The 26,181-nt window shown below is 71.1% G+C and carries 27 protein-coding genes; 8 read left to right on the forward strand and 19 right to left on the reverse strand.

What is annotated here, in order from left to right; translation table 11 throughout:
* Positions 1 to 24: 24 nt before the first annotated feature.
* The 6 genes from mmsB to C3492_RS07250 form a co-directional block, all read right to left on the reverse strand.
* Entirely contained in the window at positions 25 to 1,269 is a 1,245-nt protein-coding gene (gene mmsB, locus C3492_RS07225; protein ID WP_103810890.1) for a multiple monosaccharide ABC transporter permease, read from the reverse strand.
* Positions 1,266 to 2,816, reverse strand: coding sequence for a multiple monosaccharide ABC transporter ATP-binding protein (gene mmsA / locus C3492_RS07230; protein WP_103810891.1), 1,551 nt, complete (start codon positions 2,814 to 2,816; stop codon positions 1,266 to 1,268). The genes mmsB and mmsA overlap by 4 nt, the downstream gene beginning before the upstream one ends.
* Before the next feature lie 34 nt (positions 2,817 to 2,850).
* A complete protein-coding gene (chvE, locus tag C3492_RS07235) occupies positions 2,851 to 3,960 on the reverse strand; it encodes a multiple monosaccharide ABC transporter substrate-binding protein (protein ID WP_103810892.1) in 1,110 nt (369 codons plus the stop codon).
* 37 nt (positions 3,961 to 3,997) lie between these two features.
* On the reverse strand, positions 3,998 to 4,966 hold the full coding sequence (locus C3492_RS07240) for a hypothetical protein (protein ID WP_103810893.1): 969 nt from the start codon (positions 4,964 to 4,966) through the stop codon (positions 3,998 to 4,000).
* A gap of 122 nt (positions 4,967 to 5,088) precedes the next feature.
* Positions 5,089 to 6,093 (reverse strand): zinc-binding dehydrogenase, encoded by a 1,005-nt coding sequence (locus C3492_RS07245; RefSeq protein ID WP_103810894.1) that lies wholly within the window; start codon positions 6,091 to 6,093, stop codon positions 5,089 to 5,091.
* Positions 6,090 to 7,253 carry a mandelate racemase/muconate lactonizing enzyme family protein gene (locus C3492_RS07250; protein WP_103810895.1) on the reverse strand — a complete coding sequence of 388 codons (1,164 nt, stop codon included), beginning with the start codon at positions 7,251 to 7,253 and terminating at the stop codon, positions 6,090 to 6,092. The genes C3492_RS07245 and C3492_RS07250 overlap by 4 nt, the downstream gene beginning before the upstream one ends.
* A 201-nt stretch (positions 7,254 to 7,454) precedes the next feature.
* Between C3492_RS07250 and C3492_RS07255 the strand changes: the two genes are divergently transcribed.
* The gene (locus tag C3492_RS07255; RefSeq protein ID WP_181140240.1) at positions 7,455 to 8,342 is read left to right on the forward strand and encodes a hypothetical protein; all 888 of its coding nucleotides are present in this window, start codon (positions 7,455 to 7,457) and stop codon (positions 8,340 to 8,342) included.
* A 233-nt stretch (positions 8,343 to 8,575) separates the two neighbouring features.
* A complete protein-coding gene (locus C3492_RS07260; protein ID WP_103810896.1) occupies positions 8,576 to 9,733 on the forward strand; it encodes a serine hydrolase domain-containing protein in 1,158 nt (385 codons plus the stop codon).
* Positions 9,734 to 9,823: 90 nt separating this feature from the next.
* On the opposite strand, the gene C3492_RS07265 is transcribed toward C3492_RS07260, so the two are convergent.
* Both C3492_RS07265 and C3492_RS07270 read right to left on the reverse strand, forming a co-directional pair.
* On the reverse strand, positions 9,824 to 10,243 hold the full coding sequence (locus tag C3492_RS07265; protein ID WP_103810897.1) for an organic hydroperoxide resistance protein: 420 nt from the start codon (positions 10,241 to 10,243) through the stop codon (positions 9,824 to 9,826).
* Between the two features lie 116 nt (positions 10,244 to 10,359).
* On the reverse strand, positions 10,360 to 11,358 hold the full coding sequence (locus C3492_RS07270) for an NADP-dependent oxidoreductase (RefSeq protein ID WP_103810898.1): 999 nt from the start codon (positions 11,356 to 11,358) through the stop codon (positions 10,360 to 10,362).
* 97 nt (positions 11,359 to 11,455) lie between these two features.
* Here C3492_RS07270 and C3492_RS07275 point away from each other — a divergent pair, with 97 nt between their 5' ends.
* The 3 genes from C3492_RS07275 to C3492_RS07285 all read left to right on the forward strand — a co-directional run bounded on the left by C3492_RS07275 (position 11,456) and on the right by C3492_RS07285 (position 13,376).
* A complete protein-coding gene (locus C3492_RS07275) occupies positions 11,456 to 11,893 on the forward strand; it encodes a MarR family winged helix-turn-helix transcriptional regulator (RefSeq protein ID WP_103810899.1) in 438 nt (145 codons plus the stop codon).
* A gap of 77 nt (positions 11,894 to 11,970) precedes the next feature.
* Positions 11,971 to 12,765, forward strand: coding sequence for an EI24 domain-containing protein (locus C3492_RS07280; RefSeq protein WP_103810900.1), 795 nt, complete (start codon positions 11,971 to 11,973; stop codon positions 12,763 to 12,765).
* The gene (locus C3492_RS07285) at positions 12,762 to 13,376 is read left to right on the forward strand and encodes a LysE family translocator (RefSeq protein ID WP_103810901.1); all 615 of its coding nucleotides are present in this window, start codon (positions 12,762 to 12,764) and stop codon (positions 13,374 to 13,376) included. Before C3492_RS07280 ends, C3492_RS07285 begins: the two co-directional genes overlap by 4 nt.
* Here the strand turns inward: C3492_RS07285 and C3492_RS07290 are convergent.
* The 3 genes from C3492_RS07290 to C3492_RS07300 form a co-directional block, all read right to left on the reverse strand.
* The gene (locus tag C3492_RS07290) at positions 13,348 to 14,589 is read right to left on the reverse strand and encodes a pyroglutamyl peptidase (RefSeq protein ID WP_103810902.1); all 1,242 of its coding nucleotides are present in this window, start codon (positions 14,587 to 14,589) and stop codon (positions 13,348 to 13,350) included. The two genes, C3492_RS07285 and C3492_RS07290, sit on opposite strands and share 29 nt — an antisense overlap.
* Before the next feature lie 343 nt (positions 14,590 to 14,932).
* Positions 14,933 to 15,898: an aldose epimerase family protein gene (locus tag C3492_RS07295; protein WP_103810903.1), complete on the reverse strand. Its 966-nt coding sequence runs from the start codon at positions 15,896 to 15,898 to the stop codon at positions 14,933 to 14,935.
* Between the two features lie 15 nt (positions 15,899 to 15,913).
* Entirely contained in the window at positions 15,914 to 16,798 is an 885-nt protein-coding gene (locus tag C3492_RS07300) for an SGNH/GDSL hydrolase family protein (RefSeq protein WP_103810904.1), read from the reverse strand.
* Positions 16,799 to 17,055: 257 nt separating this feature from the next.
* Between C3492_RS07300 and C3492_RS07305 the strand changes: the two genes are divergently transcribed.
* On the forward strand, positions 17,056 to 17,550 hold the full coding sequence (locus C3492_RS07305) for a DUF3145 domain-containing protein (RefSeq protein WP_103810905.1): 495 nt from the start codon (positions 17,056 to 17,058) through the stop codon (positions 17,548 to 17,550).
* Between the two features lie 71 nt (positions 17,551 to 17,621).
* On the opposite strand, the gene fabF is transcribed toward C3492_RS07305, so the two are convergent.
* The 5 genes from fabF to fasR all read right to left on the reverse strand — a co-directional run bounded on the left by fabF (position 17,622) and on the right by fasR (position 22,575).
* Positions 17,622 to 18,884 (reverse strand): beta-ketoacyl-ACP synthase II, encoded by a 1,263-nt coding sequence (fabF, locus tag C3492_RS07310; RefSeq protein WP_103810906.1) that lies wholly within the window; start codon positions 18,882 to 18,884, stop codon positions 17,622 to 17,624.
* A 106-nt stretch (positions 18,885 to 18,990) separates the two neighbouring features.
* Positions 18,991 to 19,239, reverse strand: coding sequence for an acyl carrier protein (locus tag C3492_RS07315; RefSeq protein WP_014672482.1), 249 nt, complete (start codon positions 19,237 to 19,239; stop codon positions 18,991 to 18,993).
* An 81-nt stretch (positions 19,240 to 19,320) separates the two neighbouring features.
* Positions 19,321 to 20,352 (reverse strand): ketoacyl-ACP synthase III, encoded by a 1,032-nt coding sequence (locus C3492_RS07320; protein ID WP_030649488.1) that lies wholly within the window; start codon positions 20,350 to 20,352, stop codon positions 19,321 to 19,323.
* A 10-nt stretch (positions 20,353 to 20,362) separates the two neighbouring features.
* The gene (locus tag C3492_RS07325; protein ID WP_103810907.1) at positions 20,363 to 21,280 is read right to left on the reverse strand and encodes an ACP S-malonyltransferase; all 918 of its coding nucleotides are present in this window, start codon (positions 21,278 to 21,280) and stop codon (positions 20,363 to 20,365) included.
* A gap of 89 nt (positions 21,281 to 21,369) precedes the next feature.
* The gene (gene fasR, locus C3492_RS07330) at positions 21,370 to 22,575 is read right to left on the reverse strand and encodes a fatty acid biosynthesis transcriptional regulator FasR (protein ID WP_103810908.1); all 1,206 of its coding nucleotides are present in this window, start codon (positions 22,573 to 22,575) and stop codon (positions 21,370 to 21,372) included.
* Between the two features lie 184 nt (positions 22,576 to 22,759).
* Here fasR and C3492_RS07335 point away from each other — a divergent pair, with 184 nt between their 5' ends.
* Positions 22,760 to 23,413 carry a pirin family protein gene (locus C3492_RS07335; protein ID WP_103810909.1) on the forward strand — a complete coding sequence of 218 codons (654 nt, stop codon included), beginning with the start codon at positions 22,760 to 22,762 and terminating at the stop codon, positions 23,411 to 23,413.
* Here the strand turns inward: C3492_RS07335 and C3492_RS07340 are convergent.
* Together C3492_RS07340 and C3492_RS07345 are read right to left on the reverse strand one after the other, a co-directional pair.
* Positions 23,410 to 24,231 (reverse strand): serine hydrolase, encoded by an 822-nt coding sequence (locus C3492_RS07340; protein WP_103810910.1) that lies wholly within the window; start codon positions 24,229 to 24,231, stop codon positions 23,410 to 23,412. The two genes, C3492_RS07335 and C3492_RS07340, sit on opposite strands and share 4 nt — an antisense overlap.
* Positions 24,232 to 24,250: 19 nt before the next feature.
* Positions 24,251 to 24,727, reverse strand: a complete 477-nt coding sequence (locus tag C3492_RS07345; RefSeq protein ID WP_181140241.1) for a GNAT family N-acetyltransferase — start codon at positions 24,725 to 24,727, stop codon at positions 24,251 to 24,253.
* Between the two features lie 96 nt (positions 24,728 to 24,823).
* Between C3492_RS07345 and C3492_RS07350 the strand changes: the two genes are divergently transcribed.
* Positions 24,824 to 25,279, forward strand: coding sequence for a MerR family transcriptional regulator (locus C3492_RS07350; RefSeq protein ID WP_103810912.1), 456 nt, complete (start codon positions 24,824 to 24,826; stop codon positions 25,277 to 25,279).
* Here C3492_RS07350 and C3492_RS07355 read toward each other — a convergent pair whose 3' ends face one another.
* Complete coding sequence (locus C3492_RS07355; protein ID WP_103810913.1) at positions 25,280 to 26,128, reverse strand: DUF4429 domain-containing protein; 849 nt, start codon at positions 26,126 to 26,128, stop codon at positions 25,280 to 25,282.
* Positions 26,129 to 26,181 lie beyond the last annotated feature (53 nt).

Below are 26,181 nucleotides of genomic sequence, written 5' to 3' on the forward strand. Positions count from 1 at the left end.
GGTGCGGCTCCGTTGTCTGGGCGCTTACGAACCGGACTTGCGCTTGTTCCACACGTCGAACCCGACCGCCACCAGCAGGGCGAGGCCCTTGATGACCTGCTGCCAGTCGGTGCCGACGCTGAGGAGGTTCATGCCGTTGTTCAGCACGCCGAGGACGAGACCGCCGATGATGGCGCCGAGGACGGTGCCGACACCGCCGCTCATGGACGCGCCACCGATGAACGAGGAGGCGATGGCCTCCAGTTCGAAGTTGACGCCCGCCTTCGGCGAGGCCGCGTTCAGCCGGGCGGCGACCACCAGACCCGCCAGGGCCGCGAGCACGCCCATGTTCAGGAAGACGTAGAAGGTGACCTTCTTGTCCTTCACGCCGGACAGCTTGGCCGCCGGAAGATTGCCGCCGATCGCGTAGATGTGCCGGCCGAAGACCGCGTTGCGCATGACGTAGCCGTAGCCGACGACCAGCGCGCCGAGGATGATCAGCACGATCGGGGCGCCCTTGTAGCTGGCGAGCAGCAAGGTGACGACGAGGATCGCGGCGACCAGGGCGGTCAGCTTGAGCAGGAACAGCCGGGTCGGCAGCACGTCCAGGGAGAACTCCTGCTGGCGGCGGCGGTCCCGGAACTCCTGCCACACCACGGCCGCGATCAGGACGAGCCCGAGCAGCAGGGTGAGGTTGTGGTAGTTGGTGTCCGGGCCGACCTCGGGCAGGAAGCCGTTGCCGAGCTTCTGCAGACCGTCCGGGAAGGGGCCGAGGGTCTGGCCCTTGAGCAGGATCTCCGTGAGGCCGCGGAAGAGGAGCATCCCGGCGAGGGTGACGATGAAGGACGGTATGCCGAGATAGGCGATCAGATAGCCCTGGACCGAGCCGGCGACCGCACCGACCACCAGGCACAGCACCAGCGCGACGGGCCAGGAGACCCCGTGCTGCACGGTCAGTACGGCCGCGAAGGCGCCGACGAACGCCGTGAGCGAGCCGACCGACAGGTCGATGTGCCCGGCGATGATCACCAGCATCATGCCGATCGCGAGGATCAGGATGTAGCTGTTCTGCAGCACCAGGTTGGAGACGTTGCGCGGCAGCAGCAGGTCCCCGTCGGTCCAGATCGCGAAGAGGACCACGATCAGGCCGAGCGCGATCAGCATGCCGTACTGGCGCATGTTGCGGCGCAGACCGGCCAGCACCAGGCCGAGCAGTCCCCCGTCGGCGGCCGGTCCGCTCCTGCCCGGCGGCGCGGGGGCCGGGCTCTTGGCGGTCACATCCGTGCTCATCGCGTTACCTCTTTGTCCTTCGTCATATGGCGCATCAGCACTTCCTGCGTGGCCTCGGCCCGCGGCACCTCACCGGTCAGCCGCCCGGCGGCCATCGTGTAGATGCGGTCGCACATGCCGAGCAGCTCGGGCAGCTCGGAGGAGATGAAGACGACCGCCTTGCCCTGGGCGGCGAGCTGGTCGATGACCGTGTAGATCTCGTACTTGGCGCCCACGTCGATGCCGCGGGTCGGTTCGTCGAGGATCAGCACGTCGGGACCCGCGAAGATCCACTTGCTCAGGACGACCTTCTGCTGGTTGCCGCCGGAGAGCTTGCCCACCGGCTCGAAGACCGTGGGCGCCTTGATGTTCATGGACTTCCGGAAGCCCTCTGCGACCTGCCGTTCCTCGTGCTCGTCCACCACACCCCGCTTGGCGACCTTGTCCAGCGCGGTCAGCGAGATGTTCCGGTTGATGGTGTCGATGAGGTTCAGGCCGTAGTGCTTGCGGTCCTCGGTGACGTACGCGATGCCGTGCCCGATCGCCTCCGCCACGGTCTTCGTACGGATCTCCGTGCCGTCCTTCAGGACCGTGCCGGCCGCGTACCGGCCGTAGGTCCGCCCGAAGACGCTCATCGCGAGTTCGGTGCGGCCCGCGCCCATCAGGCCCGCGATGCCGACGATCTCGCCGCGGCGCACGCTCAGGGACACGTCGTCTACGACCTTGCGCTGCTGGTCGATCGGGTGGAACACGGTCCAGCCGCGGATCTCCAGCGCCGGCGCCGCGCCCTCCTCCGGCTGGTGCGGGGTGCGCTCGGGGAAGCGGTGGTCGAGGTCGCGGCCGACCATGCCGGCGATGATCCGCTCCTCGGTCGTCTCCGGTGCCTTCACATCGAGGGTCTCGATGGACCGCCCGTCCCGGATGATCGTCACCGAGTCGGCGACCTTGCGGATCTCGTTGAGCTTGTGGGAGATGATGATCGAGGTGATGCCCTGGTTCTTCAGCTCCAGGATCAGATCGAGAAGCTTGTCGCTGTCCTCGTCGTTCAGGGCCGCCGTCGGCTCGTCCAGGATCAGCAGCTTCACCTGCTTGGACAGTGCCTTGGCGATCTCGACGAGCTGCTGCTTGCCCACGCCGATGTCGGCGACCCGGGTCTCCGGGTGCTCGTCCAGGCCGACCCGGCGCAGCAGCGCGGTGGCGTGGCGCAGGGTCTCGCGCCAGTTGATGAGCCCGCGCGTGGCGTGCTCGTTGCCGAGGAAGAGGTTCTCCGCGATGGACAGGTGTGGCACCAGCGCCAGTTCCTGGTGGATGATGACGATGCCGTGCTGCTCGCTCGCGCGGATGTCCTTGAACTGACAGGTCTCTGACTCGAAGAGGATGTCCCCCTCGTAACTGCCGTACGGGTGGACGCCGGAGAGCACCTTCATCAGGGTGGACTTGCCGGCGCCGTTCTCCCCGCAGATGGCGTGGACCTCGCCCTGCCGGACGGTCAGGGTGACGTCCGACAGCGCTTTGACACCGGGAAAGGTCTTGACGATCGAGCGCATTTCCAGGACGGGTCCCGCCATGGTCGTGCCTTCCAATCCGTAGGAAATGGGCGGGTTACTTGAGGTCGGCCTCGGTGTAGTAACCGCCGTCGACCAGCACCTGCTTGTAGTTGCTCTTGTCGACGCTCACCGGCTGGAGCAGGTAGGCGGGCACGACCTTCGTCCCGTTGTCGTACGTCTTGGTGTCGTTGACCTCGGGCTTCTTGCCCTTCAGGGAGTCGTCCATCATCGTGGCGGCGACCTCGGCGAGCTTGCGGAGGTCCTTGTAGACGGTCTGCGTCTGCTGACCGGCGATGATCGACTTCACCGAGGCCAGCTCGGCGTCCTGGCCGGTGATGACCGGCAGCGGCTTGCTGCCCGAGCCGTAGCCGTCCGACTTGAGGGCGGACAGGATGCCGATGGAGATGCCGTCGTACGGCGAGAGGACCGCGTCGACCCGGCCGCTCTTGTAGGACGAGGTGAGGACGTCCTCCATGCGCTTCTGCGCGGTGGTGCCGTCCCAGCGCAGGGTGACGACCTGGTTCAGCTTCGTCTGCCCGGACCTGACCACGAGCTGCTTCTTGTCGATGTACGGCTGGAGGACGCTCATGGCGCCGCCGAAGAAGTACTTGGTGTTGTTGTCGTCGTTGGATCCCGCGAACAGCTCGATGTTGAACGGGCCCTTCTTGCCCTTGGTCAGCCCGAGCTTGTCGACGATGTACTGGCCCTGGAGCTTGCCGACCTTCTCGTTGTCGAACGAGGCGTAGTAGTCGACGTTCTTGCTGCCGAGGATCAGCCGGTCGTAGGAGATGACCGGGATGTGCGCGTCCGCGGCCTCCTGGAGGACGTGGTCCAGGGACTTGTTGTCGATCGCCGCGATGATCAGGCCCTTGACGCCCTGCGTGATCAGGTTCTCGATCTGCGAGACCTGGGTCTCCGGGTCGTCCTCGCCGTAGACCAGCTTGGTCTTGTAGCCCTTGGCCTGGAGGTCCTTGACGACGTTCTTGCCGTCGGAGATCCAGCGCTCGGAGGACTTGGTCGGCATGGCGATGCCGATGGTGGCGCCCTTGACGTCGCCCGACTTCTCCTTGCTGCCGCCCTCGCCGCTCTGACCACAGGCGGTGAGGGTGAGGGCGAGCGAGGCGGCTCCGGCTATCGCGGCGAGTGCGGCTCTGCGGTTGCGCATGGGGATCAGTCCTTGTTCTTCTCGTCGTTGAGAGGGGTCACGCGGTGGTCGGGAAGCGGTGGAGCGTCCCCGGCAGACGGGAGCCGAGCGGCGCCATGTCGCCGTCCGCGCCGTGCCGGGCGAGCAGGTCCAGGGCGAGCCGGCCGCGCCGCACCCGCTCCCGGGCGGTGTCCAGGGTCACGTCCCGCAGATGGGTGCCCCACGGGTAGATGCCGGGGGCCTTGGACAGACCGAACTTCAGGTAGAGCGGTGCGCCGCGCCGGATCAGCTCGGCGACCTCGTACATCCGGACGTAGCCGCCGAGGTCGTCGGGGGCCTCGATGTACATGTCCATGGGGGCGGCGGAGACCCGGCGGATCTCGGTGAGGTGATCCAGCGTCAGATCGCTGGGCACGTTGACGGAGTCGGCGCCGAGCCGCTCGTAGACGGCGTACGAGGCCGGGTTGACCGGGCCGATGAGCGCCGAGACCTTCAGTGTGGTGTCGGCCGGGATGATCCCGGCCTGGCGGGCCCGGTGCAGGGTCCACAGCACGCCCTCGTCGGCGACCAGCAGGCACTTGACGCCCAGTTCGGTGGCCCGGACGGCGTCCTCGACGCAGCCGGCGACGGCGTCGTGGCCCCGGGCGCGCAGTCCGGCCCCCCGCGAGTCGGACCGCACCGATCCGCCGATGTCCCAGGTGCCGCGCGGGCCGGTGAACAGGCAGAGCTCGATGTCCCGCTCGTCGGTGGCGTCGACCATCTCGGTGATCTCGGCGTCGGAGAGCATCCACACGCCGCTGCCCTGGCTGATCCGGTGGATCGGCACATCGAGGCGCGAGGCCTCCTTCAGGACGACCGCCAGCGCTTCGGGACCCTCGCACGAGGGGATCTCGGTGCGCCAGCGACCGCCGCCCGGGAAGGTGTGGGTGGAGGCGTCGGCGGGGTCGAGGGCGGGCGCGCCGAGGCCGAGTGCGGCGAGCACCTGCTCGCCGGGCCTGCGGGCTGCCGGGGCGGAAGCGTCGGTCACAAGCTGTCCTTAGGGTCCTGAGTGTTCGGTATTTCGGACAAGGTTCGCGGCTCTGGGTGTGAAGAAGCGCTGGGTGTACGCCGGTCAGGGCGCCGTCAGGTCACGCCCTGACCGGCGTACGGTCAGGGGCGGAGCAGCACCTTGCCCACCTTGGGATCGCCGGCCCCCACGAGCTCGATGGCCTGCGGGAACTCGGTCAGCGGCAACTCGTGGGTGACCAGCGGCAGCGGGTCCAGCAGCCCGGCCCCGAAGACCCGCACGGTGTGCGACCAGGCCTCCGGCGGTGCCCCGAAGACGGTGTGCACCTCCAGCTGCCGTACGACGAGGTCGGTCGGGTCGAGCCCGTCCGCGCCCGGCGCCGGAATCCCGGTGAGGACCAGCCGCCCGCCGCGCCGCAGCAGGGCGGCGGCGGTGCGCGCGGCGGACGCCGACCCGGCGGTCTCGATCACCACGTCGAAGTCGTCGGGCAGTTCCTGGTCCTTCAGCCGGAAGTCGCTCGCCCCGAACCGCCGGGACAGCGCCTCCCGGTCGTTCCGCGTGCCCACCACGAGCAGCTCGGCCGGTGAGACCGCCTTCAGGAACTGCACGGCGAACATGCCCAGCGTGCCCGTGCCGACCACCGCGACCCGCTCGCCCGGCTGGGCGCTCGCCTTCAGCGCGGCGGCCGCGATGCAGGCGGCCGGCTCCAGCAGGGCGGCGGCGGTGAGGTCGGCGTCGTCCGGGAGGACGTGCAGCAGTCGCGCCGGCAGGGTCAGCGTGGTGGCCATGGCGCCCGGCTGGGTGAAGCCGGTCTCCTCGTACCCGGCCGAGCACAGCGTGGTCTCGCCCGCGTGACAGCGCTCGCACACCTGGCAGTTGCGGAAGCCCTCGCCGACGACCTTGCGGCCGACGAGCGAGCCGGGCACCCCGGCACCCACCGACGTGACCGTCCCCGACCACTCGTGTCCGGGCGTGAGCGGATACCGCACGTACCCTTCCGGCCGGTTGCCCTGGTACACCTCGCGGTCGCTGCCGCAGATGCCGGCCGCGTGCACCGCGACCAGCGCCTCGCCGGGACCGGGCTGCCGGGGCGTGTGGGCCTCGACCCGGTGCACCCCCGGCGCCTCGACCAGGACCTGGGAGCTCACTTCGTGCCCTTCGGCTTGCGCTGCTCCCAGCCCTCGGCCCACAGGTCGAAGCGCGCCTGCTGCTGCGGGAACTCGGCCGCCGCGTCGACGTCCAGCTCGACACCGAGACCGGGCGCGTCGGAGAGGTGGAAGCAGCCGTCCTCCGGGTTCACCTGCGGCGCGCCCTTGACCACCTTCTTGATCTCCGCGTCCGCGAAGTCGTTGAAGTGCTCAAGGATCTTGAAATTCGGGGAGGTGAAGCCGACCTGGAGGGAGGCGGCGGTGAGCACCGAACCGCCCACGTTGTGCGGGGCGACCAGCATGTAGTGCGTCTCGGCGGTGGCGGCCAGCTTCCGCGTCTCCCAGATGCCGCCGATGTGGCCGACGTCGGGCTGGATGATGTCCACCGCCTGGCTGTCGAACAGCTCGCGGAACTCGATCCGGTCGTGGATGCGCTCCCCGGTGGCGACCGGCATGTCCACCTTGGCCGCGACCTTCTCCAGCGCCTTCAGGTTCTCCGGCGGCACCGGCTCCTCCAGCCAGGCCGGCTTGAAGGGCGCCATCTCCTTGGCCAGCCGGACGGCGGTGGCGGGGGAGAAGCGGCCGTGCATCTCCAGCATCAGCTCCGCCTCCGGGCCGATCGCGTCCCGCACGGCCTCGATGAGCGAGACCGCGTACAGGGTCTCCTGGTGGTCCAGCTCGAAGTGCCCGGTGCCGAAGGGGTCGATCTTGAGCGCCTTGTAGCCGCGCTCCATGACCCCCTGTGCCGCCTTGTGGTACGCCTCCGGGGTCCGCTCGGTCGTGTACCAGCCGTTGGCGTACGCCTTGACCTTGTCGGTCACCTTCCCGCCGAGCAGCTGCCACACCGGCACGCCCAGCGCCTTGCCCTTGATGTCCCAGCAGGCCATCTCGACCACCGCGATGCCGGACATGACGATCTCACCGGCCCGGCCGTAGTCGCCGTACTTCATCCGGCGCACGAGGTCCTCGACAGCGAACGGGTCCGATCCGAGAATGTGGTTGGCCTCGGCCTCCCGCAGATAGCCGATCAGCGCGTCGGTGTGCCCGAGCATCCGGGTCTCGCCGACTCCCGTGATGCCCTCGTCGGTGTGCACCTGGACGTAGGTCAGGTTGCGCCACGGCGTGCCGACCACGTGCGTGCTGATTCCGGTGATGCGCACGGCAGTTGCCCCTCAGCTGTTCGAGATTTCGTCACACGTTCGAAATGTTGGCGTGACAGTAAGGACGGTCCGGTGGGGGTGTCAATGGGTCGAACAGGTAACGGTTTCGGCAAGGCTTTCGAGAACTCTTTCGACCTCGCACCAAACCTTCACAACGACGCCTGGAACCGGAACCGCATGGACTTCTAGTCTTCCCGCGTCATGAACTACTGCCTCCCGTGCCGACGGCACCTCAACGGCGCCCTGGCCTGCCCGGGGTGCGGAACTCCTGCCGACCGGCTCCAGGCCCCCACGGCCGCGCCGGCCACGCGCGCGCACGGGCACGAACACGGGTACGGGCAGACGCCGACGACGTACGAGCAGCCACATGAGCCGTCGTCCGAGGAGCCGTACGATCAGCCGCACGGAGAGGCGCACGACGGTTCGGACGCCCCCGGGGAGCCGGAGCGGGCGGCGGAACCGGAACCGGCGGAGGCGGAGACCGACGAAGCGGGCGGGGCGGAGGCGGGCGACGCCGACGACGGGGTCGCCCCGGCCGGCCGGCGGGCCCGGGGCGGTGCCGAGGGCAGCCGCCGCGACCGCAAGGCCGCCGCACACCGCCGCAGACGCCGCCGTACCGTCCTGGTCGCCGCCGGGTTCGTCCTCGCGGCGGGCGGGCTCAGTCTCGCGGAACTGGGCACGGACGCGCCCTTCTCGCCCTTCTCCAGTGACGCCCCGGCCCCGGCCGGGGACACCTCGGCGGACGGCGGCGCCGCCACCGTCGGGCCGGACCGCACCGCCGACCCGATAGGCGCCACGTCCGGTGCCACCCCGCGCGCGGGCGAGTCCGCCTCCCCCGACGCCTCCTCCTCCGCCTCCGCTTCCGCGTCGGGGTCCCCGAAGGACAAGGACTCCGCTTCCCCCTCCGCCACGGACACCGGCACGGCGCAGCAGCCGGCCACGACGGGTTCCGGTGCGACCTCGACGACCCCGGCCGCCCCGCCCCCCAGCCAGTCCGCCACCCCGACCGCCGCCCCGACGACCTCCGCGCCCGCGCCCGAGCCGTCGCCCACCAAGACCTGCGACCGCTTCCTGTGGTGGTGCACCTGAGGGCGTCCGCCCGCCCGCGTCCGGCTCCGTCCGTGTGCACGTGAGGCACGCACCGGCGCACCCCCGCCACCCCGCGCCATCGGCCATTCGGGCTATCCGTGACACCCCCCGGCCGTCACGGAGGTTGAGTCGAACAGGCACGTCTCGCCGTACCGGTCTCGGGAACGCCCGATGTCAGGGAAGGGCGTTGTGCCGAGGGGGAGCAGCGAGCAGCGTTCGGTCGAGGAGAGCGGATGACGCAGGAGATCACCGTCCAGGGCACGGTCGCCGAGGGCTTCGAGCCGGTGCGCGAGGAGTTCGCCGCCCTCGTCGCAGGGGAGCGGGAGGACTACGAGGGCCAGTTGTGCGCATACGTCCACGGGCGGCGGGTCGTGGACCTGTGGGCGGGCGCGGGGGTGACGGGTGACTCGCTGTACGCCGTCTACTCGGCCACGAAGGGCGCGGCCCATCTGGTGGCGGCGCTGCTCGTGCAGGACGGCACGCTGGAGCTGGACCGCAAAGTCACCTACTACTGGCCGGAGTTCGCCGCCGAGGGCAAGGGCGCGCTGACGCTGCGCGACCTGCTGGCCCACCGCGCGGGGCTGGTCGGCGCCGACACCGGGTTCAGCCCCGCCGAGCTGGCCGACGACCGGATGATCGCCGAACGCCTCGCGGACCAGCGGCCGTTCTGGCGGCCGGGCACGGCGTTCGGCTACCACGCGCTGGTCATCGGCGCGCTGACCGGCGAGGTCGTCCGCCGGGCGACCGGACGTACGCTCCAGGAGGTGTACGAGGAGCGGGTCCGCGCTCCCCGTGGCCTCGACCTCCACCTGGGTCTGCCCGAGGCGTACGAGCCGCGCTTCCGCACGGTCCTGCCGATGCTGCCGACGCCCGCGCAGCAGGCGCAGCTCGACGCCGTGCCGACCGGCCCGCACACCCTCGCGTCGATCGCCTTCAACCGGCACGGCGCGGAGCCCACCGACCTGGAGAGCCTGCCGAACGAGCGGCTGATCCGCGCCCAGGGGCCCGCCTCGGTGGGCGGGATCGGCTCGGCACGCGGTCTCGCGGGCATGTACGCGGCCATGATCAGCGAGGTGGACGGCAGGACCCCGCTGCTGAAGGGCGACACACTGGCGGAGTTCGCCCAGATCCACTCCACCGGGTACGACCTGGTGACCCGCGCCCACAAGTCCTTCGGCCTCGGCTTCCAGGCGACCGCCGACACCTGGCACCCGTTCCTGGGCGCGGGCACGCTGGGCCACAGCGGCGCCAACGGCGTCCAGGCCTTCGCGGACCCGCACGCGGGCATCGCCTACGGCTACACCAGGCGCAGGTTCGCGTTCCCGGGCGGAGCGGCCCCGGAGAACAACAGACTGGCGGCGGCGGTGCACAGGGCGGCGCCGGCCGGCTGAGGAGTGCGGCACCCGGCAGGCGCCCCCACCACAACAGCAGCCGCACCCCACGTCCAAGGATGCGGCTGCCGATGTAAGGAACGACGGAGGTCAGACCAGCGTCACGCTGATGTTCCCGCGAGTCGCCTTCGAGTAGGGGCACACCTGGTGGGCCTTCTCCAGCAGCTCCCGCGCGGTGGCCGCGTCGACGTTCGGGATGCTTGCCGAGATCTCCACGATGATCCCGAACCCCTCGTCGTTCCTGCCGATGCCGACCCTGGCCGTGACGGTGGACCCGGACACGTCGGCGCCCTCCTGCCGGGCGACGACCCCCAGCGCCCCCTGGAAGCACGCGCTGTAACCGGCGGCGAACAGCTGCTCCGGGTTGGTCCCGGACCCGCTGCCGCCCATCTCCTTCGGCGGGTTGACGACGACGTCGAGTCGGCCGTCGTCCGTGGCGACCCGCCCGTCGCGGCCGTTCTCGGCGGTGGCGACGGCGGTGTACAGGACGTCGGACTGCGTGATGGGCATGCGGTTGTCTTCCTCCTCGGTCCGCCGCGACTCGCGCCCACGATCGCGACGGATTTCGGAAAGAAGCTACCGCATGTCGGAAACTGCGGGAAGGCCGGAGCGAAACCGCGGGAAGGTCAGAGCTTGACGACCATCTTGCCGATGTTGTCGCCGCGCAGGACCCCGAGGAACGCCTCCAGGTTGTTCTCGATGCCCTCGACCACGGTCTCCCGGTACTTCAGCGCGCCCGAGGCGACCCACGGGCCGACCTCCTGGACGAACTGCGGCTGGAGGTCGTAGTGGTCGCCGACCAGGAAGCCCTCGATCCGGCCGCGGGTCTGGATCAGACGGGCCAGGTTCTTCGGGCCGGGCGCGGGCTCGGTGTTGTTGTAGACCGAGATCATGCCGCAGACGGCGATCCGGCCGCCCTGGTTCAGCGAGCCGATCGCGGCCTCCAGGTGGTCCCCGCCGACGTTGTCGAAGTAGACGTCGATGCCGTCGGGCGCCGCCTCGCGCAGCTGCTCGGCGACCGGGCCGTTCTTGTAGTTGAACGCGGCGTCGAAGCCGTACTCGTCCACGAGCAGCTTGACCTTCTCGTCGGACCCGGCGGAGCCGATGACCCGCGAGGCGCCCTTGAGCTTGGCGATCTGGCCCACCTGGCTGCCGACGGCCCCGGCGGCGCCCGACACGAACACGCTGTCGCCCTCCTTGAAGGAGGCGGTGCGCAGCAGGCCGGCGTAGGCGGTCAGGCCGGTCATGCCGAGGACGCCCAGGTACGTCGACAGGGGGGCGGCCTCCGGGTCGACCTTCACGGCGTTCTTCGCGTCCACGGCCGCGTACTCGCGCCAGCCGAAGAAGTGCAGGACGTGGTCGCCGGCGGAGATGCCCTCGGCGCGGGACTCGATCACCTCGCCGACCGCGCCGCCCTGCATGACCTTGCCCAGCTCGAAGGGGGCGACGTAGGACTTGGCGGCGCTCATCCTGCCGCGCATGTACGGGTCGACGGAGAGGTACTTGTTCCGCACCAGCACCTGACCCTCGCCCGGGGTCGGGACCGGCGCCTCGACGAGGGCGAAGTCCTCGGGCTTCGGCCAGCCGACGGGTCGGCTGAGCAGGTGCCACTCGCGGTTGATCATGACGGAGCCTTTCGTGTCACGGCATTTACTTCAGTACCTGAAACAACCATGCCCCTGAATATTTCATGATGTCAAGTAACCGGGTATTCTGGTGGGTATGCCCACACCGTCGAAGACCCACCGCCCCGACCCCCTCACCATGGAAGTGGTCGAGCTGATAGGTGACGTCGTGTCCCGTTTCTACGCGGACTACGAGGAGGCGGCGGGCGAGCACACGCTGACCGGCCCGCAGGCCAGGCTGCTCAGCCTGCTCTCGCTGGAACCGCTGCCCATGCGCAAGCTGGCCCAGAAGCTGAAGTGCGAGCCGTCGAACGTCACCGGGATCGTGGACCGGCTGGAGTCCCGCGGCCTGGTGGAGCGCCGCCCCGACCCGGCCGACCGCCGGGTGAAGGTCGCCGCCGCCACCGAGGAGGGCCGCAGGGTGGCCCGGGACCTGCGCGAGGGCCTGCACTTCGCCCGTGAGCCGCTCGCCGCGCTCACCGACGACCAGCGCCGCTCCCTGCGCGACCTGCTCCGGCGCATGCTGGACGCCTGAGACCCCGGCCGGCCACGGGCCGGCCTCGCTGTCACCGGCCGCCCGCGCCGTCACACCGAGCCAGTAGAGTCCTCGCCATGCGCGATCTTGGGGTGGGTTTCGGGTATCTGCTGAAGGGCCAGCGCTGGGTGACCCGGCACGGGCGGAGTTACGGCTTCGGGCTGCTGCCCGGACTGATCACGCTGGTGCTGTACGCCGCCGCGCTGGTCGCGCTGGCCATATGGGGCGCGGACGCGGTCACCTGGGCGACCCCGTTCGCGGACGACTGGTCCAGCCCCTGGCAGGGGCTGTTCCGCGGTTTCCTCACGGCCGTCCTCTTCGCCCTGGGCCTGCTGCTGGCCGTGCTGACGTTCACCGCCGTCACCCTGCTGGTCGGCCAGCCCTTCTACGAGAACCTGTCGGAGAAGGTCGACGCCGACGTCTCGCCCGACGGCACCGCCCCGCGGTCGCACCTGCCGCTCTGGCGCGAGCTGTGGATCTCCGCCCGGGACAGCCTGCGCGTCCTGGTGCGGGCCGGCCTGTGGGGCGTCCTGCTCTTCGCCCTCGGGTTCCTGCCGTTCGTCGGGCAGACCGTCGTCCCCGTGATCGGCTTCTTCGTCACCGGCTTCTTCCTCACCGAGGAACTGGCCGCCGTGGCGATGCAGCGCCGGGGCGTCGACCTGCGCGCCCGGCTCACCCTGCTCCGCTCCCGCAAGAGCCTGGTCTGGGGCTTCGGCACACCCCTGGGCCTGGCCTTCCTGGTCCCGTTCGTCGCGGTGTTCCTGATGCCGGGCGCCGTCGCGGGCGCCACGCTCCTCGCCCGCGACCTGCTGGGCGAGGAGACCCGCGAGGACGGCGCCGACGAGCCCGAGGCGGAGGACGTCACCCCGTGACCGAGATACTCGCCGTAGCCGTCATCACCGTCCTGGCCGTCATCGCCCCCGGCGCCGACTTCGCGATGATCGTCCGCAACAGCTATCTGTACGGCCGCCGCACCGGCCTGCTCGCCGCCACCGGGGTCGCCGCGGGCGTGCTGGTCCACGTCACCTACACCATGCTCGGCGTGGGCCTGCTGATCGCCTCCTCCACCTTCCTGTTCACGGTCATCAAGCTGATCGGCGCCGCCTACCTCGTCCTCGTCGGCGTCCGCACCTTCCGCGCGCGCGGCGAGGTGACGGTGGACCTGGAGCACAAGACGGAGCTGACCCCGCTCGCCGCGCTGCGCACCGGCTTCCTCACCAACGTCCTCAACCCCAAGACGACCCTGTTCGTCGTCTCCACGTTCGCCCAGGTCGTCAGCCCCGGTACGCCGGTCCACCGGCAGGTGGGCTACGGCCTGTTCATGTCGCTGGCCCACCTGCTGTGGTTCGGAGTGGTCGCGCTGTTCTTCTCGCAGGAGCGGATGCGCACGCTGATGCTCCGGGCCCAGAAGGTCCTCAACAAGGTCATCGGATCCGTCCTGGCCGGTCTCGGCGTCAGCCTGGCCTTCGCTCCGTCGCACTGACGGACACGGCGACGATCGACCGGACCTGCGCGATGATGTCCAGCCGGTTGCGCACGAACTCCGGGTCGGTCACCTCGGTGGTGTTCCCGGCCCCGAACTGCAGCACGGGGGTGTGCACATGCCCGCCCGGCAGCGTGTCGTGCAGCCCGAGCCGGTCGCGCAGCAGGGTGGCCCGGTAGGCGATCTCGTTGGAGAGGTAGTCACCGCCGGCCCCGGCACGGGCGGTGGAGCCGGGGGTCGGCCCGTCCGGCCGTACGACGGGCGTGGTGCCGCCGGCCGGGACCTCGGTCACCTCCGTGTGGTCGTACACGGGGAAGCGGCCCGTCCGCGCGGTCACGACGGCGGTGTACGGCAGCGTGGTGCTCGTCCACTGCGGCTGCGACGCCGGGTCCGTGACCGGGATGGTCCCGGTCCGGCCGACGTTGTCGTTGTCGGCGAAGCCGCCCCGCCACGCGCCGTTGGTGCGCTCGACGTCGAACCGGCCGACCCGGCCCTGGCTCACGGTCGTGAACAGGTCCACCTTCGGCAGATACGGCCGCAGCGTCCGCTCCACCGTGCCCTCGGCGAAGTCCTGCCAGCGCACCGGGAACACGGCCGTCTCGACGCGCGCCGGTCCCTCGGCCGTCTCGACGACCGTGCCGTCCAGCGCGAGCGCCGTCGCCCCGGAGGGGTTGGAGATGCGGATGTCCCGGTCGAGCGTGAAGGGGTCGAACCCGGTGAGCAGGACGCGCCGCAGGTGCCCCTTCCCCGGGTAGCGGATGTCGGTCTGCCCGCGCGAGGAACGCTCCAGCTCGTCGAGGAGCGCGCCCCGTTGCTGGTCCGTGAGCCCGAACTCCGGATCCCACGTGCGCACCTCCCGGGTCATCCCCAGCCGGGCCCAGTACAGCGGCCGGTCGTCGTCCCGGCTCAGATCACCGCCGGCCGGCCCCCGCCCCTGTGCCCGCTGCACGGCTCGCCGCCACAGCGCGGACCCCTCGCGCACGACGACGCGGCGGGCCTGCGCGTAGGAGTGCGCCTGGTGCAGAGCGCGGCCGAACTCCGGTGCGGCGTCGGCGAACCCGGAACGCCGGAGGATCTCCTGCGGCACGGCCTTGTCGAGCCGCTGTTCCTCGGCGGTGGGGGAGGGCGGGGTGGCGGCGGACGCCGTGGTGGCGGGCGCGGACAGGCCGGCCAGCAGGGCCAGCCCGAGGAGGCCGATACGTATACGCGTCAAGGGAGTTCGGGTCCTTCCGTCGCTGTGGGGCGCGTGGTGCGGTGGGACGGCCGCAGTATCGCGTGACGGAAGTGACCCGCGCCATGGTGCGGGCGATCCCGTCGGCGGTCTGCCGCGCGGCGCCTGCCCCCCCCAGGCCCGGGACGAGACCGCGCTGACGTCGGCAAGTGTGAAGGGTTCGTACGAGATCTCCGCCGGACGCCCGATCGAGGGCCGCCACGTCATCACGACGATTAACGTCTGATCCGGGACAAGTCCCCCGCAGGGGACGCGTCCCTCCCGCGCAGCCCCGGTCCGGGAACCTGACCCCTGGACCGGGGCTACACGGCACCCCGGCGACGGGCTACCGGCCCCGGACGCCGAAGCCGTACACCGTCTCGGAACGGAAGACCTCGCCGGGCCGCAGCACCGTGCTCGGGAAGTCCGGCCGGTTGGGGGAGTCCGGGAAGTGCTGCGTCTCCAGGGCGATCCCGGCGCCGGGGCCGAGCGGCCCGGACAGGTGGTCGGCGGTGTACAGCTGGAGGCCGGGCTCGGTCGTGGCCACCGTCAGGGTCCGCCCGGACTCCGGGTCGTGCAGCTCGGCCACCTCCTCCGCCACCTCGGTCACGCCCTTGTCCAGGACGAAGTTGTGGTCGTACCCGGAGCCGGTCCTGCGGGCCGTACGGAAGTCGAAGCGGGAGCCGGTCACGTCCTCCGGCGCGCCGGCCGGGATCAGGTCCGCGTCCACCGGCGTGTACCGGGACGCGGCCAGCCGCAGCTCGTGCCCGCCCGCGTCACCGGAACCGCTCAGGTTCCAGTACGCGTGACTGGTCAGGTTGACCACCGTCGGCGCGTCCGTGACCGCCTCGTAGGCGATCCGCAGCGCGCCCGACGCGTCGAGGGTGTACGTCACCGCCACCTCCAGCCGCCCCGGGAAGCCCTCCTCGCCGTGCGGGCTGACCCGGCTGAGGCGGACGCCGTGCTCGACCGGTGCCACCTCCCACACGCGCTTGTCGAACCCGCGTTCACCGCCGTGCAGCGAGTTCGGGCCGTTGTTGCGGGCCAGCGCGTACGTCCGGCCGTCCAGCGGGAACCGGCCGCCCGCGATCCGGTTCGCGTACCGGCCGATCACGGCACCCAGATACGGCTCCGGATGCGCCAGGTAGCCGTCGAGGCCGGGGAAGCCCAGCGCCACGTCCGCCGTCCGCCCGGCGCCGTCCGGGACTTCCACGGACTGCACGATCCCGCCGTACGACAGCACCCGCACCCGCACCCCGCCGCGCTCCAGCGTCCACCGGTGCACCGCCGTGCCGTCGGGGAGTGTGTTCATGCGGAAAACCCTAGGTCACGGATTTCTCGCCGTGATCCGCCGGTAAGCGATCTCCGCGAGCCGCGCCTGACCGTCCTTGCTGGGGTGGAACCAGTCCCAGTGGCTGAGCTGGTCCGTGCCGAAGCGGTAGTCGTACACCGCGTTGTCGTCGAAGCGGCAGCGGCGGTCCTTGGCACAGACCTCCTTCAGCACCCGGTTGTACTCCACCACCCGCTGCTGCACGGAGTCCCGGCGCAGCATCGCCGCGCTGGTCAGATCGTCCGCGTCGCCCAGCATCGACGGGCAGATGCCCAGCTTCCACACCTGCTTGCCCAGCGGGTTCGTCCGGCCCTCCGACCACAGCCGCTTCAGATTCGGCACACTCGCCACGTACACCTGCGTCTTCGGCAGCGCCGAACGCAGGGTGCGCAGCGCCTCCTCGAAGTCCGCGCGGAAGTCGGCCGGCGGGGTCATCGCCGACGCCGAGGCCCGGCAGGCGTCGTTCGCCCCCACCATCACCGTCACCAACTGCGGGCCGCGGGAGACCGCCTGCTCCATCTGCCCGGGCAGGTCCGCCATCCGGGCGCCCGTCACCGCGTAGTTCCAGCTGCGCTCCGCCGCCCCCGTCACGCCCAGCAGCCGCACCGCCAGGCTGTCCACCTTGGCGTCGCTGCCCGTCGCCCACGACACCTCCGGGCAGTCCGACAGCACCGTGCACGCGTCGAAGCCGCGCGTGATGGAGTCGCCCACCGCGGCGATCGAGTCCGGGCTGCGGTCCCACACCGGGGGCCGGGCCGCGCGCGCCTTGGTGCCCGCCGGGGCCGGCGCGCTCCCCGGCCTGTCGTCACATCCGGCGGCGCCCAGCAGGACGGCCGCCACGACGGCGAGAACGGCCCGTACACGGTGGCTTCGCTTCCGCATCCCTGCTGTTCCCCTCGTTCGACGGTAGGCATCCCCCTCCCCTGACAACGTGCGAGGGTTCCCGGCCCGGCGCCCCGGGAACGGCGCACCCCCGCACAAGCGTCCCCCTGGGTGAATGGCGGCGGTTTCCTGGCACCGGGACCGACCGTACGTCACACTCCTTGCCCCGCCGCAGGGTAGCCTCGCCATCAACGCGGCCGTCGCGCCACTGCCGCCCAGCCAGTCCGCAAGATGTCCCGCTCTGCCCGGAGGTTCCGGTGACGACACGTGGAGTTCTGTACGTGCACTCCGCGCCGCGCGCGCTGTGCCCGCACGTCGAGTGGGCCGTCGCCGGGGTGCTCGGCACGCGCGTCAACCTCGACTGGATCCGGCAGCCCGCGGCCCCGGGCACCTGGCGCTCGGAGTTCTCCTGGCAGGGCCAGGCCGGCACCGCCTCCAAACTCGCCTCGGCACTGCGCGGCTGGCACCTGCTGCGCTTCGAGGTCACCGCCGAGCCCTGCGCGACTGCCGAGGGCGAGCGCTACAGCTGCACCCCCGACCTCGGCATCTTCCACGCCGTCACCGGCATCCACGGCGACATCCTGATCCCCGAGGACCGCCTGCGCGCCGCGCTGACGCGGTCCAGGCAGGGGGAGACCGACCTGGAGGCGGAGATCGCCAAGCTCCTGGGCAAGCCCTGGGACGACGAACTGGAGCCGTTCCGCTACGCCGGCGAGGGCGCCCCGGTCCGCTGGCTGCACCAAGTGGTGTGACGTCGCGCACGTAGCGGCGGACATGACTGAAGGGCCCTCACCTGCTGGTGAGGGCCCTTCAGTCATGTTTCTCAGATCGTCCGGAACGCCAGGACCACGTTGTGCCCGCCGAAGCCGAACGAGTCGTTCAGCGCGGCGATACGGCCCTCGGGCAGAGCCCGCGCCTCACCGACGACCACGTCCGCGTTGACCTCGGGGTCGAGGTTGTCCACGTTGATGGTCGGCGGCGCCGTGCGGTTCACCAGCGCCAGGATCGACGCCACGGTCTCCACACCACCGGCACCGCCCAGCAGGTGACCGGTCATCGACTTGGTCGCGGAGATCGCCATGTGGTCGACGTCGTCGCCGAACACCTTCCGCAGCGCCTTGATCTCGGCCACGTCACCCTGCGGCGTCGAGGTGGCGTGCGCGTTCACGTGCACGATCTCGGCCGGCTTCAGGTCCGTGTTGTCCAGCAGGTTCTGCAGCGCGTGCGCGATCCCGTTGCCGGACGGCTCGGGCTGCGTGATGTGGTGCGCGTCGGCGGAGATGCCCTGTCCGACCGCCTCGGCGTAGATCCGGGCGCCGCGGGCCTTCGCGTGCTCCTCGGACTCCAGGACGATCACACCGGCGCCCTCACCGAGCACGAAGCCGTCCCGGCCGGCGTCGTAGGGACGCGAGGCGCCCTGCGGATCGTCGTTGTTCTTGGACATCGCCATCATGTTGCCGAACGCGGCGATGGGCAGCGGGTGGATGGCGGCCTCGGTACCACCGGCCACGACCACGTCCGCACGCCCGGTGCGGATCATCTCGATCGCGTACCCGATGGCCTCCGCGCCCGAGGCGCAGGCCGAGACCGGGGTGTGCACACCGGCGCGGGCACCCAGCTCGATACCGACGTTGGCCGCCGGGGAGTTGGGCATCAGCATCGGCACGGTGTGCGGGGAGACGCGGCGTACGCCCTTCTCCTTGAGGATGTCGTACTGGTCCAGCAGGGTCGTCACGCCGCCGATGCCGGAGGCGATGACCGCGCCGAGACGGTCGGGGTTGATGGACGAGTCCTCACCGGCCTTGGCGGTGAAGCCGGCGTCCTTCCAGGCCTCCTGAGCGGCGATCAGCGCGAACTGCGCGGACCGGTCCAGCTTGCGGGCCTGCGGGCGGGGGATGATCTCGCCCGGCTCGACGGCGATCTGCGCGGCGATCCGGACCGGCAGCTGAGCCGCCCACTCCTTCTCCAGCAGGCTGACGCCGGACGTACCGGCGACGAGGGCCTCCCAGGTCGAGGCTGCGTCGCCACCCAGCGGTGTGGTTGCGCCGATACCGGTGACGACCACGGTGTGATTGGTCGGGCTCACGGGAATTCTTTCTCCAACGGATACGGGAGGACTACCCCCGCGTCTGCGGGGATTACGGCGCCACCGCCGGGTGGCGGGGCTAGCAGCCTGCGGCCTACGGGGTGGCTCAGGCCTGGTGCTTGAGGATGTACTCGGTCGCGTCGCCGACGGTCTTGAGGTTCTTGACGTCCTCGTCCGGGATCTTCACGTCGAAGCGCTCCTCGGCGGCGACGACGACCTCGACCATGGACAGCGAGTCGACGTCCAGGTCGTCGGTGAAGGACTTGTCCAGCTGGACGTCCTCGGTGGGGATCCCGGCGATCTCGTTCACGATCTCGGCGAGACCCGCGACGATCTCTTCCTGAGTGGCGGCCATGTCAGGCGCTCCTTCTTCGATAATCCAGACGGTTTGTGGCAGTTGTCCCCCTGCCGGATCGCATGATCCGGCACGGAGTGCCTAGGGGAGGGTAACGACCGTGGCGGCGTAGACGAGACCCGCCCCGAATCCGATGACGAGCGCGGTGTCGCCGCTCTTCGCCTCCCCGGTCGCCAGGAGCCGCTCCATCGCGAGCGGGATCGAGGCGGCCGAGGTGTTGCCGGTGGTGCGGATGTCACGGGCGACCGTGACGTGCTCCGGCAGCTTCAGTGTCTTCACCATCGAGTCGATGATCCGCACATTGGCCTGGTGCGGGATGAAGACGTCCAGGTCGTCCGCGGTGATTCCGGCCGCGTCCAGCGCCTGCTGGGCGACCTTCGCCATCTCGAACACGGCCCAGCGGAACACCGCCTGGCCCTCCTGCGTGATCGCAGGGAACTTGATGTTGCCCTGGCTGTCCAGGGGCAGCTGGGAGACGTCACCGACGGCGAACCGGTCCCAGGACACGGTCTGCTTGATGGTCTCGGACTTGTCTCCCTCGGAGCCCCACACGGTCGGGCCGATCGCCGGCTCGTTCGAGGGGCCGACCACGACCGCGCCGGCGCCGTCACCGAACAGGAACGCGGTCGCGCGGTCCTCCAGGTCGGTCAGGTCGCTCAGCCGCTCCACGCCGATCACGAGGACGTAGTCGGCGGAACCTTCCACCACCATGCCCTTGGCGAGCGTGAGGCCGTAGCCGAAGCCCGCGCAGCCGGCCGAGATGTCGAAGGCGGCGGCCTTGTCCGTGCCCAGCTTGTCGGCGATCTCCGTGGCGACGGCCGGGGTCTGGCTGAAGTGCGACACGGTCGAGACGACCACCGCGCCGATCTGCTCGGCGTCGATGCCGGCGTCCGCGATGGCCTTCCCGGAGGCCTCGATCGCCATCGCGGCCACGGTCTCCTCCGGGCCCGCCCAGTGCCGGGTCTCGATGCCGGAGCGGGAGCGGATCCACTCGTCGGACGAGTCGATCTTCTCCAGGATCACCTCGTTGGGCACGACCCGGGTCGGCCGGTAGCCGCCGACACCGAGGATGCGCGCATACGGGGCACCCTTGCTGGGCTTGATCTTCGCCATGTACGGCTCCTTAGGCACCGGCGTGCTCTGCGAAGAGAGCGCGGGCCGCGTCGAGGTCGTCGGGGGTCTTCAGGGCCAGCGTCGCGACACCGGGCAGGGCCCGCTTGGCCAGGCCGGTCAGCGTGCCGCCCGGGCACACCTCGACGAGCGCGGTGACGCCCAGCTCCTTGAACGTCTCCATGCACAGGTCCCAGCGCACCGGGTTGGCGACCTGGCCGACCAGCCGCTCCAGCACCTCGGCACCGGACGCGACGGCCCGGCCGTCCTTGTTGGAGACGTAGGGAACCTTGGGGTCGGCCGGCGACAGCGCCGCCGCGGCCTTGGCCAGCGTCTCGACCGCGGGCGCCATGTGCCGGGTGTGGAAGGCGCCGGCCACCTTCAGCGGGATGACCTTGCGCACGCCCTCGGGCTTGTCCTCGGCCAGCGCGGCGAGCTGCTCCAGCGTGCCGGCGGCGACGATCTGGCCCGCGCCGTTGATGTTCGCCGGGGTCAGGCCCAGCTTCTCCAGGTGCGCGACGGAGGTCTCCGGGTCGCCGCCGAGCAGCGCCGCCATGCCGGTCTCGGTGACGGCGGCGGCGTCGGCCATCGCCAGACCCCGCTTGCGGACGAGGCCCAGGGCGGCCGTGTCGTCCAGGACACCGGCGAAGGCGGCGGCGGTGATCTCACCGACGCTGTGCCCGGCGACCGCGCCGGGGTTGATGTCACCGAGTGCCGCGGCGGACAGGATGCCGGCGGCCACGAGCAGCGGCTGGGCCACCGCGGTGTCCCGGATGGCGTCGGCGTCGGCCTGGGTGCCGTAGTGCACCAGGTCCAGTCCGATGGCGTCCGACCAGGCGGCGACGCGGTCGGCGGCACCGGGCAGTTCGAGCCAGGGGGTCAGGAAGCCGGGCGTCTGAGCGCCCTGGCCGGGAGCGACGAGTACGAGCACTCTCACACTCTCTCTTGGGGACGGGCACGGCCGCCCGTGAGGACAGGGACGAAGAACACGAAGGGCTTTTGTGGGCCTCCGACAAAACCCTATGCCTGGGTTTCAGCGTCGGCCAGACGCCCCAGGATGAGCGCGATCCGTAGTGTGAACGCGGATCGTACATCCGAAGGCGACCATCCGGTGACGTCAGTCACACGTCGGAGCCGGTAGCGCACGGTGTTCGGGTGAACGAAGAGCATCCTCGCCGCGCCTTCCAGGCTGCTCGCCTGCTCCAGGTACACACTCAGGGTTTCCAGGAGAGCCGAGCCCGCTTCCTCCAGCGGTCTGTAGATCTCCTCCACCAGCTGTTCGCGGGCGCTCGGATCACCCGCGATGGCCCGCTCCGGCAGCAGGTCGTCCGCCAGCACCGGACGCGGCGCGTCCTGCCAGGCGGAACAGGCCTTCAGCCCCGCGGCGGCGGCCTGCGCGGACCGGGTGGCGGCCAGCAGATCGGGTACCACGGGCCCCGCGACGACCGGCCCGGCGGCGAACGGCCCGATCAGCGACTTGGCCACGGCGAGCGGGTTGGCGCTGCCACCGGCGACGACGACCAGCCGGTCGCCGAGCACCCCGGTGAGCACCTGGAGCTTGGCGTGCCGGGCGGCCCGCCGGATGGCCTCCACCGTCAGCTCGCTGTCCCCGTCCGGCGCGGTCCCCAGGACGACGCACACGTGCTCGGGCGAGTTCCAGCCCAGCGCGGCGGCCCGGCTGACGGCCCCCTCGTCCGCCTCCCCGCTCAGCACCGCGTTCACCACCAGCGACTCCAGCCGTGCGTCCCAGGCACCCCGTGCCTCGGCGGCCTGGGCGTACACCTGGGCGGTGGCGAAGGCGATCTCCCGGGCGTACACGAGCAGCGCCTCACGCAGCACGCTCTCGTCGCCCGGCGCCGCCACCTCGTCGATGGCGGACTCCATGACCTCGATGGTGGTCCGCACCATCTCCACGGTCTGCCGCAGCGTGATGGCCCGGGTCAGTTCACGCGGCGCGGTCCCGAAGACGTCCGTGGAGATCGCCTGGGGCGCGTCCGGGTGCCGGAACCACTCGGTGAACGCCGCGATGCCCGCCTGGGCGACGAGGCCGATCCAGGAACGGTTCTCCGGGGGCATGGCCCGGTACCACGGCAGGGTCTCGTCCATGCGCGCGATGGCCTGTGCGGCCAGGCTCCCGGAGGACTTCTCCAGTCGCTTCAGGGTCGCGGCGTGCTGATGGACGTCGTGGGCTGCGGGATCGCCGTTGTGGGATTCGGGTTCGGGCACGGGGACAAGACTGCCTTATCGGGCCGGGCCCGTGCGCCGCCGGGGCTGGCTTGACGGCTCGGTCGCCTCCGGGGGCGCGCCCCCTCCGGCTCCCTCGCGGCCGACGCGCGGGGACGGTGGGCGTCGGTGGGCCCTTGGCCTCGGTCGGGTCTCGTGTGCCCGGCCCGGCTACCGTGGTGCCGTGATGGACGTACGGCGCGCCGGTGAGCGCTATCGCGGAGGGGATCCCGGGGCCGGGATCGACACCTGGCACGCCTTCTCCTTCGGCCCGCACTACGACCCGGACAACCTCCGCTTCGGCGCGGTGATCGCCTGCAACGAGGAACGGCTCGCGCCCGGCGCCGGCTTCGACGAACACCCGCACAGCCACACCGAGATCGTCACGTGGGTGGTGGAGGGGGAGCTGACCCACCGTGACTCCACGGGCCACGAGACACGGGTCCGGCCCGGGGACGTGCAGCACCTCGGCGCGGCGGCGGGCGTACGGCACGTCGAGCGCAACGACGGGGACGTCCCCCTGACCTTCGTGCAGATGTGGCTGGCGCCACGGGAGCCCGGCGGCGACCCCTCCTACGACCTCGTCCCCGGCATCGCCGACTCCACGCCGTACGCGGTGCCGGTGGCGGGCGCGATGCTCCACGTGCGCCGCCTGGAGCCCGGCGAGCGGACCGCCGTCCCGGACGCGGCGTACGTGTACGCGCACGTGGCGCGGGGCGAGATCCGGCTGGCGGGGGAGGAGCTGGGCCCCGGCGATGCGGCGAGGATCACAGGGGCGGAGGGCCTGGAGGCGGTGGCGGTCACGCCGGCGGAGCTGCTGCTGTGGGAGATGACGGCCTAGCCGCGCAGCTCCGCGAGCACCGCGTCCGTGAAGGCCGGCCATGCCTCGATCGCCCAGGGGCCGAACGCCCGGTCCGTCAGGGCGACCCCGGCGAGCCCGGCATCCGGGTCGACCCACAGGAACGTACCGGACTGCCCGAAATGCCCGAAGGTGCGGGAGGAGGACGAACTCCCCGTCCAGTGCGGGGACTTCCCGTCGCGGATCTCGAAGCCCAGCCCCCAGTCGTTCGGGTTCTGGTGGCCGTACCCCGGCAGGACCCCCTTCGTCCCCGGGTACTGCACGGTCATCGCCGCCGCCACCGTCCGCGCGTCCAGCAGCCTCGGCGCCTGCACCTCCGCCGCGAACCGCAGCAGGTCCCCGACCGTGGACACCCCGTCCTTCGCCGGCGACCCCTCCAGCGACGTCGACGTCATCCCCAGCGGCTCCAGCACCGCCTGCCGCAGGTACTCCGCGAACGGGATGTCCGTCGCCTTGGCGATGTGGTCCCCGAGCTGCTCGAACCCGGCGTTGGAGTACAGCCGCCGCTCCCCGGGCGGGGCCGTCACCCGGTGCTCGTCGAAGGCGAGCCCGGAGGTGTGGGCGAGAAGGTGACGGACCGTCGACCCGGGCGGTCCGGCGGGCTCGTCCAGCTCGACCGCGCCCTCCTCGTAGGCGACGAGCGCGGCGTAGGCCGCCAGCGGCTTGGTGACGGAGGCCAGCGGGAAGCGGTGCCCGACGGGACCGTGCGTCCCGAGGACGGTCCCGTCGGCACGTACGACGCCCGCCGCGGCGGTGGGGACGGGCCAGTTCTCGATCAGCGCCAGGCTCTGCAACGACATGTCTCCGAGCCTATGCGGCTCACAGCACCAGCCGCATCGACGGGTCGGGGTCCCGCGTGAAACCGAGGGAGGTGTACAGCGGCTCGGCCTCCGGCGAGGCGTTCAGCAGCACGTGCCCGGCACCCCGCGCCCGGAACCAGCCCAGCAGCTCCGCCATGCACGCGCGCGCGTACCCCCGCCGCCGGGCGTCCGGGTCGGTCGCCACGCTGAAGACGTGCCCGACCCGCCCCCGGGGATTCCCGGCCTTGCCGATGCGGTACTCCACCGTCCCCGCCACCAGCGCGGCCAGTGCCTCCGGCCGGGCGGGATGCTCCACGACGAACGCGGCGAAGTCCCCGTCCTGCTCGGCGAGCCGCTCCCGCAGCGCCGGCAGCGACTCCGCGTGCCACTCCGTCGGCCCGGAACCTCCCGCGCTCCACAGGGAGTCGATCATCACCTGGCGCAGTCGCAGCACTTCGGCGGCGTCCTCGGGCCGGGCCCGGCGTACAAGACTCATGGGCCACACGCTAGTGAGCCGCCCCGGGTGCCGTCCCGTGGAATTCTCGGCGAACCCGCTTGCTTGGAGTGCACTCCAAGGCCATAGCGTGGGGGCATGACGGTGATGCAGACCACGCCAGCGGCCACCGAGCAAGCCACCCCCGCCGACATCTGCTCCGCCCCGCCCCGGCGGCACCCCCGCCCCGACGGCCAGGACCGCTACACGATCAGCGAGGTCGTCGCGTTCACCGGCCTCACCGCGCACACGCTGCGCTGGTACGAGCGGATCGGGCTGATGCCGCACGTGGACCGCTCGCACACCGGCCAGCGCCGCTACAGCAACCGCGACCTGGACTGGCTGGACTTCGTGACCAAGCTCCGCCTGACCGGCATGCCGGTGGCGGACATGGTGCGCTACGCGGAACTCGTCAGGGAGGGCGACCACACCTTCGCTCAGCGCCGTCAACTGCTGGAGTCGACCCGCCGGGACGTCCTGTCCAGGATCGCGGAACTCCACGACACCCTGGGCGTCCTGGACAGGAAGATCAGCTTCTACGGCCGCGAGCGGTAGCTACAGCTCGGCCAGCAACTCGGCCTTCTTGGAGGAGAACTCCTCGTCGGTGACCAGCCCCGCCTGATGCAGCTCCCCGAGATGCCGGATCCGCTCGGCGATGTCGGCGGGGTCACGCCGTGCCGGGGCCGGTACGGCGGCTACCGGCCCACGCGTGCGCACCGCCGCCAGCACGGCCGCGGCGAACGGGAGTGACTCGTGCACCGGCCCGTACCCCAGGCCGAACACCACCGACGCCGGATCCTGGTCCGGCTGCACGGAACGGGCGGAGCCCGCATCGCGGGGCACCAGCCGCAGATGCCCGTCGAAGATCTCCGGCGACCGCCACTCCACCCCGCTCAGGGAGGCCACCGGAAAGCTCTGGTCGCCGGCCTTCCACTTCGCCGACGACGCCCCGGTCCAGGACCAGCGGAACTGTACGGACGTCCCGTCGAAGGACGCCTTCCCGTCGTACGCCTTGAACTGCAGCGGCGCCTCGGGCGCCGTCACCAGATGCCGCTCGGCGGGCCCCGACTCGGTCAGCAGGCCCTTCAGTTCGTCGGCGTAGTACTCGGCGAGGGTCTCCCGCTCGGCCGGCAGCACCAGCCGGTAGGGGTCGGAACCCTCCTTCAACTGGCCGTCGGCCGCCTCCATCAGCGGATCGGCACCCGGACGTGGCGTCAGGCGCAGGACGACCGTGCCGCGCTTGCCCGGGGCGAGGGTCACGCCCTCCACCGCGGACAGCGGGATCCGGCGCTCGCCGAGCGCCTGGAACAGCTTCGGTGTTCGAATCCCCCGTTCGTAACGGATGAGCACGGAGTCGGACTCGAACTCCCAGACGGCATGAAAACCCGCCAGTACGTCACCCATGCGGCTCATCGTATGCGGCACGTGCTCCTCCGTCGCCACCCGCGCAGACCGCA

The organism is Streptomyces sp. Ru62 (genome assembly GCF_002920615.1).
In the GTDB taxonomy this organism is placed as follows: domain Bacteria; phylum Actinomycetota; class Actinomycetes; order Streptomycetales; family Streptomycetaceae; genus Streptomyces.

Bases quoted from the DNA above. Each gene is read 5' to 3' on its own strand.
- mmsB (WP_103810890.1), bottom strand. From the start codon at position 1,269: ATGAGCACGGATGTGACCGCCAAGAGCCCGGCCCCCGCGCCGCCGGGC.
- mmsA (WP_103810891.1), bottom strand. From the start codon at position 2,816: ATGGCGGGACCCGTCCTGGAAATGCGCTCGATCGTCAAGACCTTTCCC.
- chvE (WP_103810892.1), bottom strand. From the start codon at position 3,960: ATGCGCAACCGCAGAGCCGCACTCGCCGCGATAGCCGGAGCCGCCTCG.
- C3492_RS07255 (WP_181140240.1), top strand. From the start codon at position 7,455: ATGAACTACTGCCTCCCGTGCCGACGGCACCTCAACGGCGCCCTGGCC.
- C3492_RS07260 (WP_103810896.1), top strand. From the start codon at position 8,576: ATGACGCAGGAGATCACCGTCCAGGGCACGGTCGCCGAGGGCTTCGAG.
- C3492_RS07265 (WP_103810897.1), bottom strand. From the start codon at position 10,243: ATGCCCATCACGCAGTCCGACGTCCTGTACACCGCCGTCGCCACCGCC.
- C3492_RS07270 (WP_103810898.1), bottom strand. From the start codon at position 11,358: ATGATCAACCGCGAGTGGCACCTGCTCAGCCGACCCGTCGGCTGGCCG.
- C3492_RS07275 (WP_103810899.1), top strand. From the start codon at position 11,456: ATGCCCACACCGTCGAAGACCCACCGCCCCGACCCCCTCACCATGGAA.
- C3492_RS07280 (WP_103810900.1), top strand. From the start codon at position 11,971: ATGCGCGATCTTGGGGTGGGTTTCGGGTATCTGCTGAAGGGCCAGCGC.
- C3492_RS07295 (WP_103810903.1), bottom strand. From the start codon at position 15,898: ATGAACACACTCCCCGACGGCACGGCGGTGCACCGGTGGACGCTGGAG.
- C3492_RS07300 (WP_103810904.1), bottom strand. From the start codon at position 16,798: ATGCGGAAGCGAAGCCACCGTGTACGGGCCGTTCTCGCCGTCGTGGCG.
- C3492_RS07315 (WP_014672482.1), bottom strand. From the start codon at position 19,239: ATGGCCGCCACTCAGGAAGAGATCGTCGCGGGTCTCGCCGAGATCGTG.
- C3492_RS07320 (WP_030649488.1), bottom strand. From the start codon at position 20,352: ATGGCGAAGATCAAGCCCAGCAAGGGTGCCCCGTATGCGCGCATCCTC.
- C3492_RS07335 (WP_103810909.1), top strand. From the start codon at position 22,760: ATGGACGTACGGCGCGCCGGTGAGCGCTATCGCGGAGGGGATCCCGGG.
- C3492_RS07340 (WP_103810910.1), bottom strand. From the start codon at position 24,231: ATGTCGTTGCAGAGCCTGGCGCTGATCGAGAACTGGCCCGTCCCCACC.
- C3492_RS07345 (WP_181140241.1), bottom strand. From the start codon at position 24,727: ATGAGTCTTGTACGCCGGGCCCGGCCCGAGGACGCCGCCGAAGTGCTG.
- C3492_RS07350 (WP_103810912.1), top strand. From the start codon at position 24,824: ATGACGGTGATGCAGACCACGCCAGCGGCCACCGAGCAAGCCACCCCC.
- C3492_RS07355 (WP_103810913.1), bottom strand. From the start codon at position 26,128: ATGGGTGACGTACTGGCGGGTTTTCATGCCGTCTGGGAGTTCGAGTCC.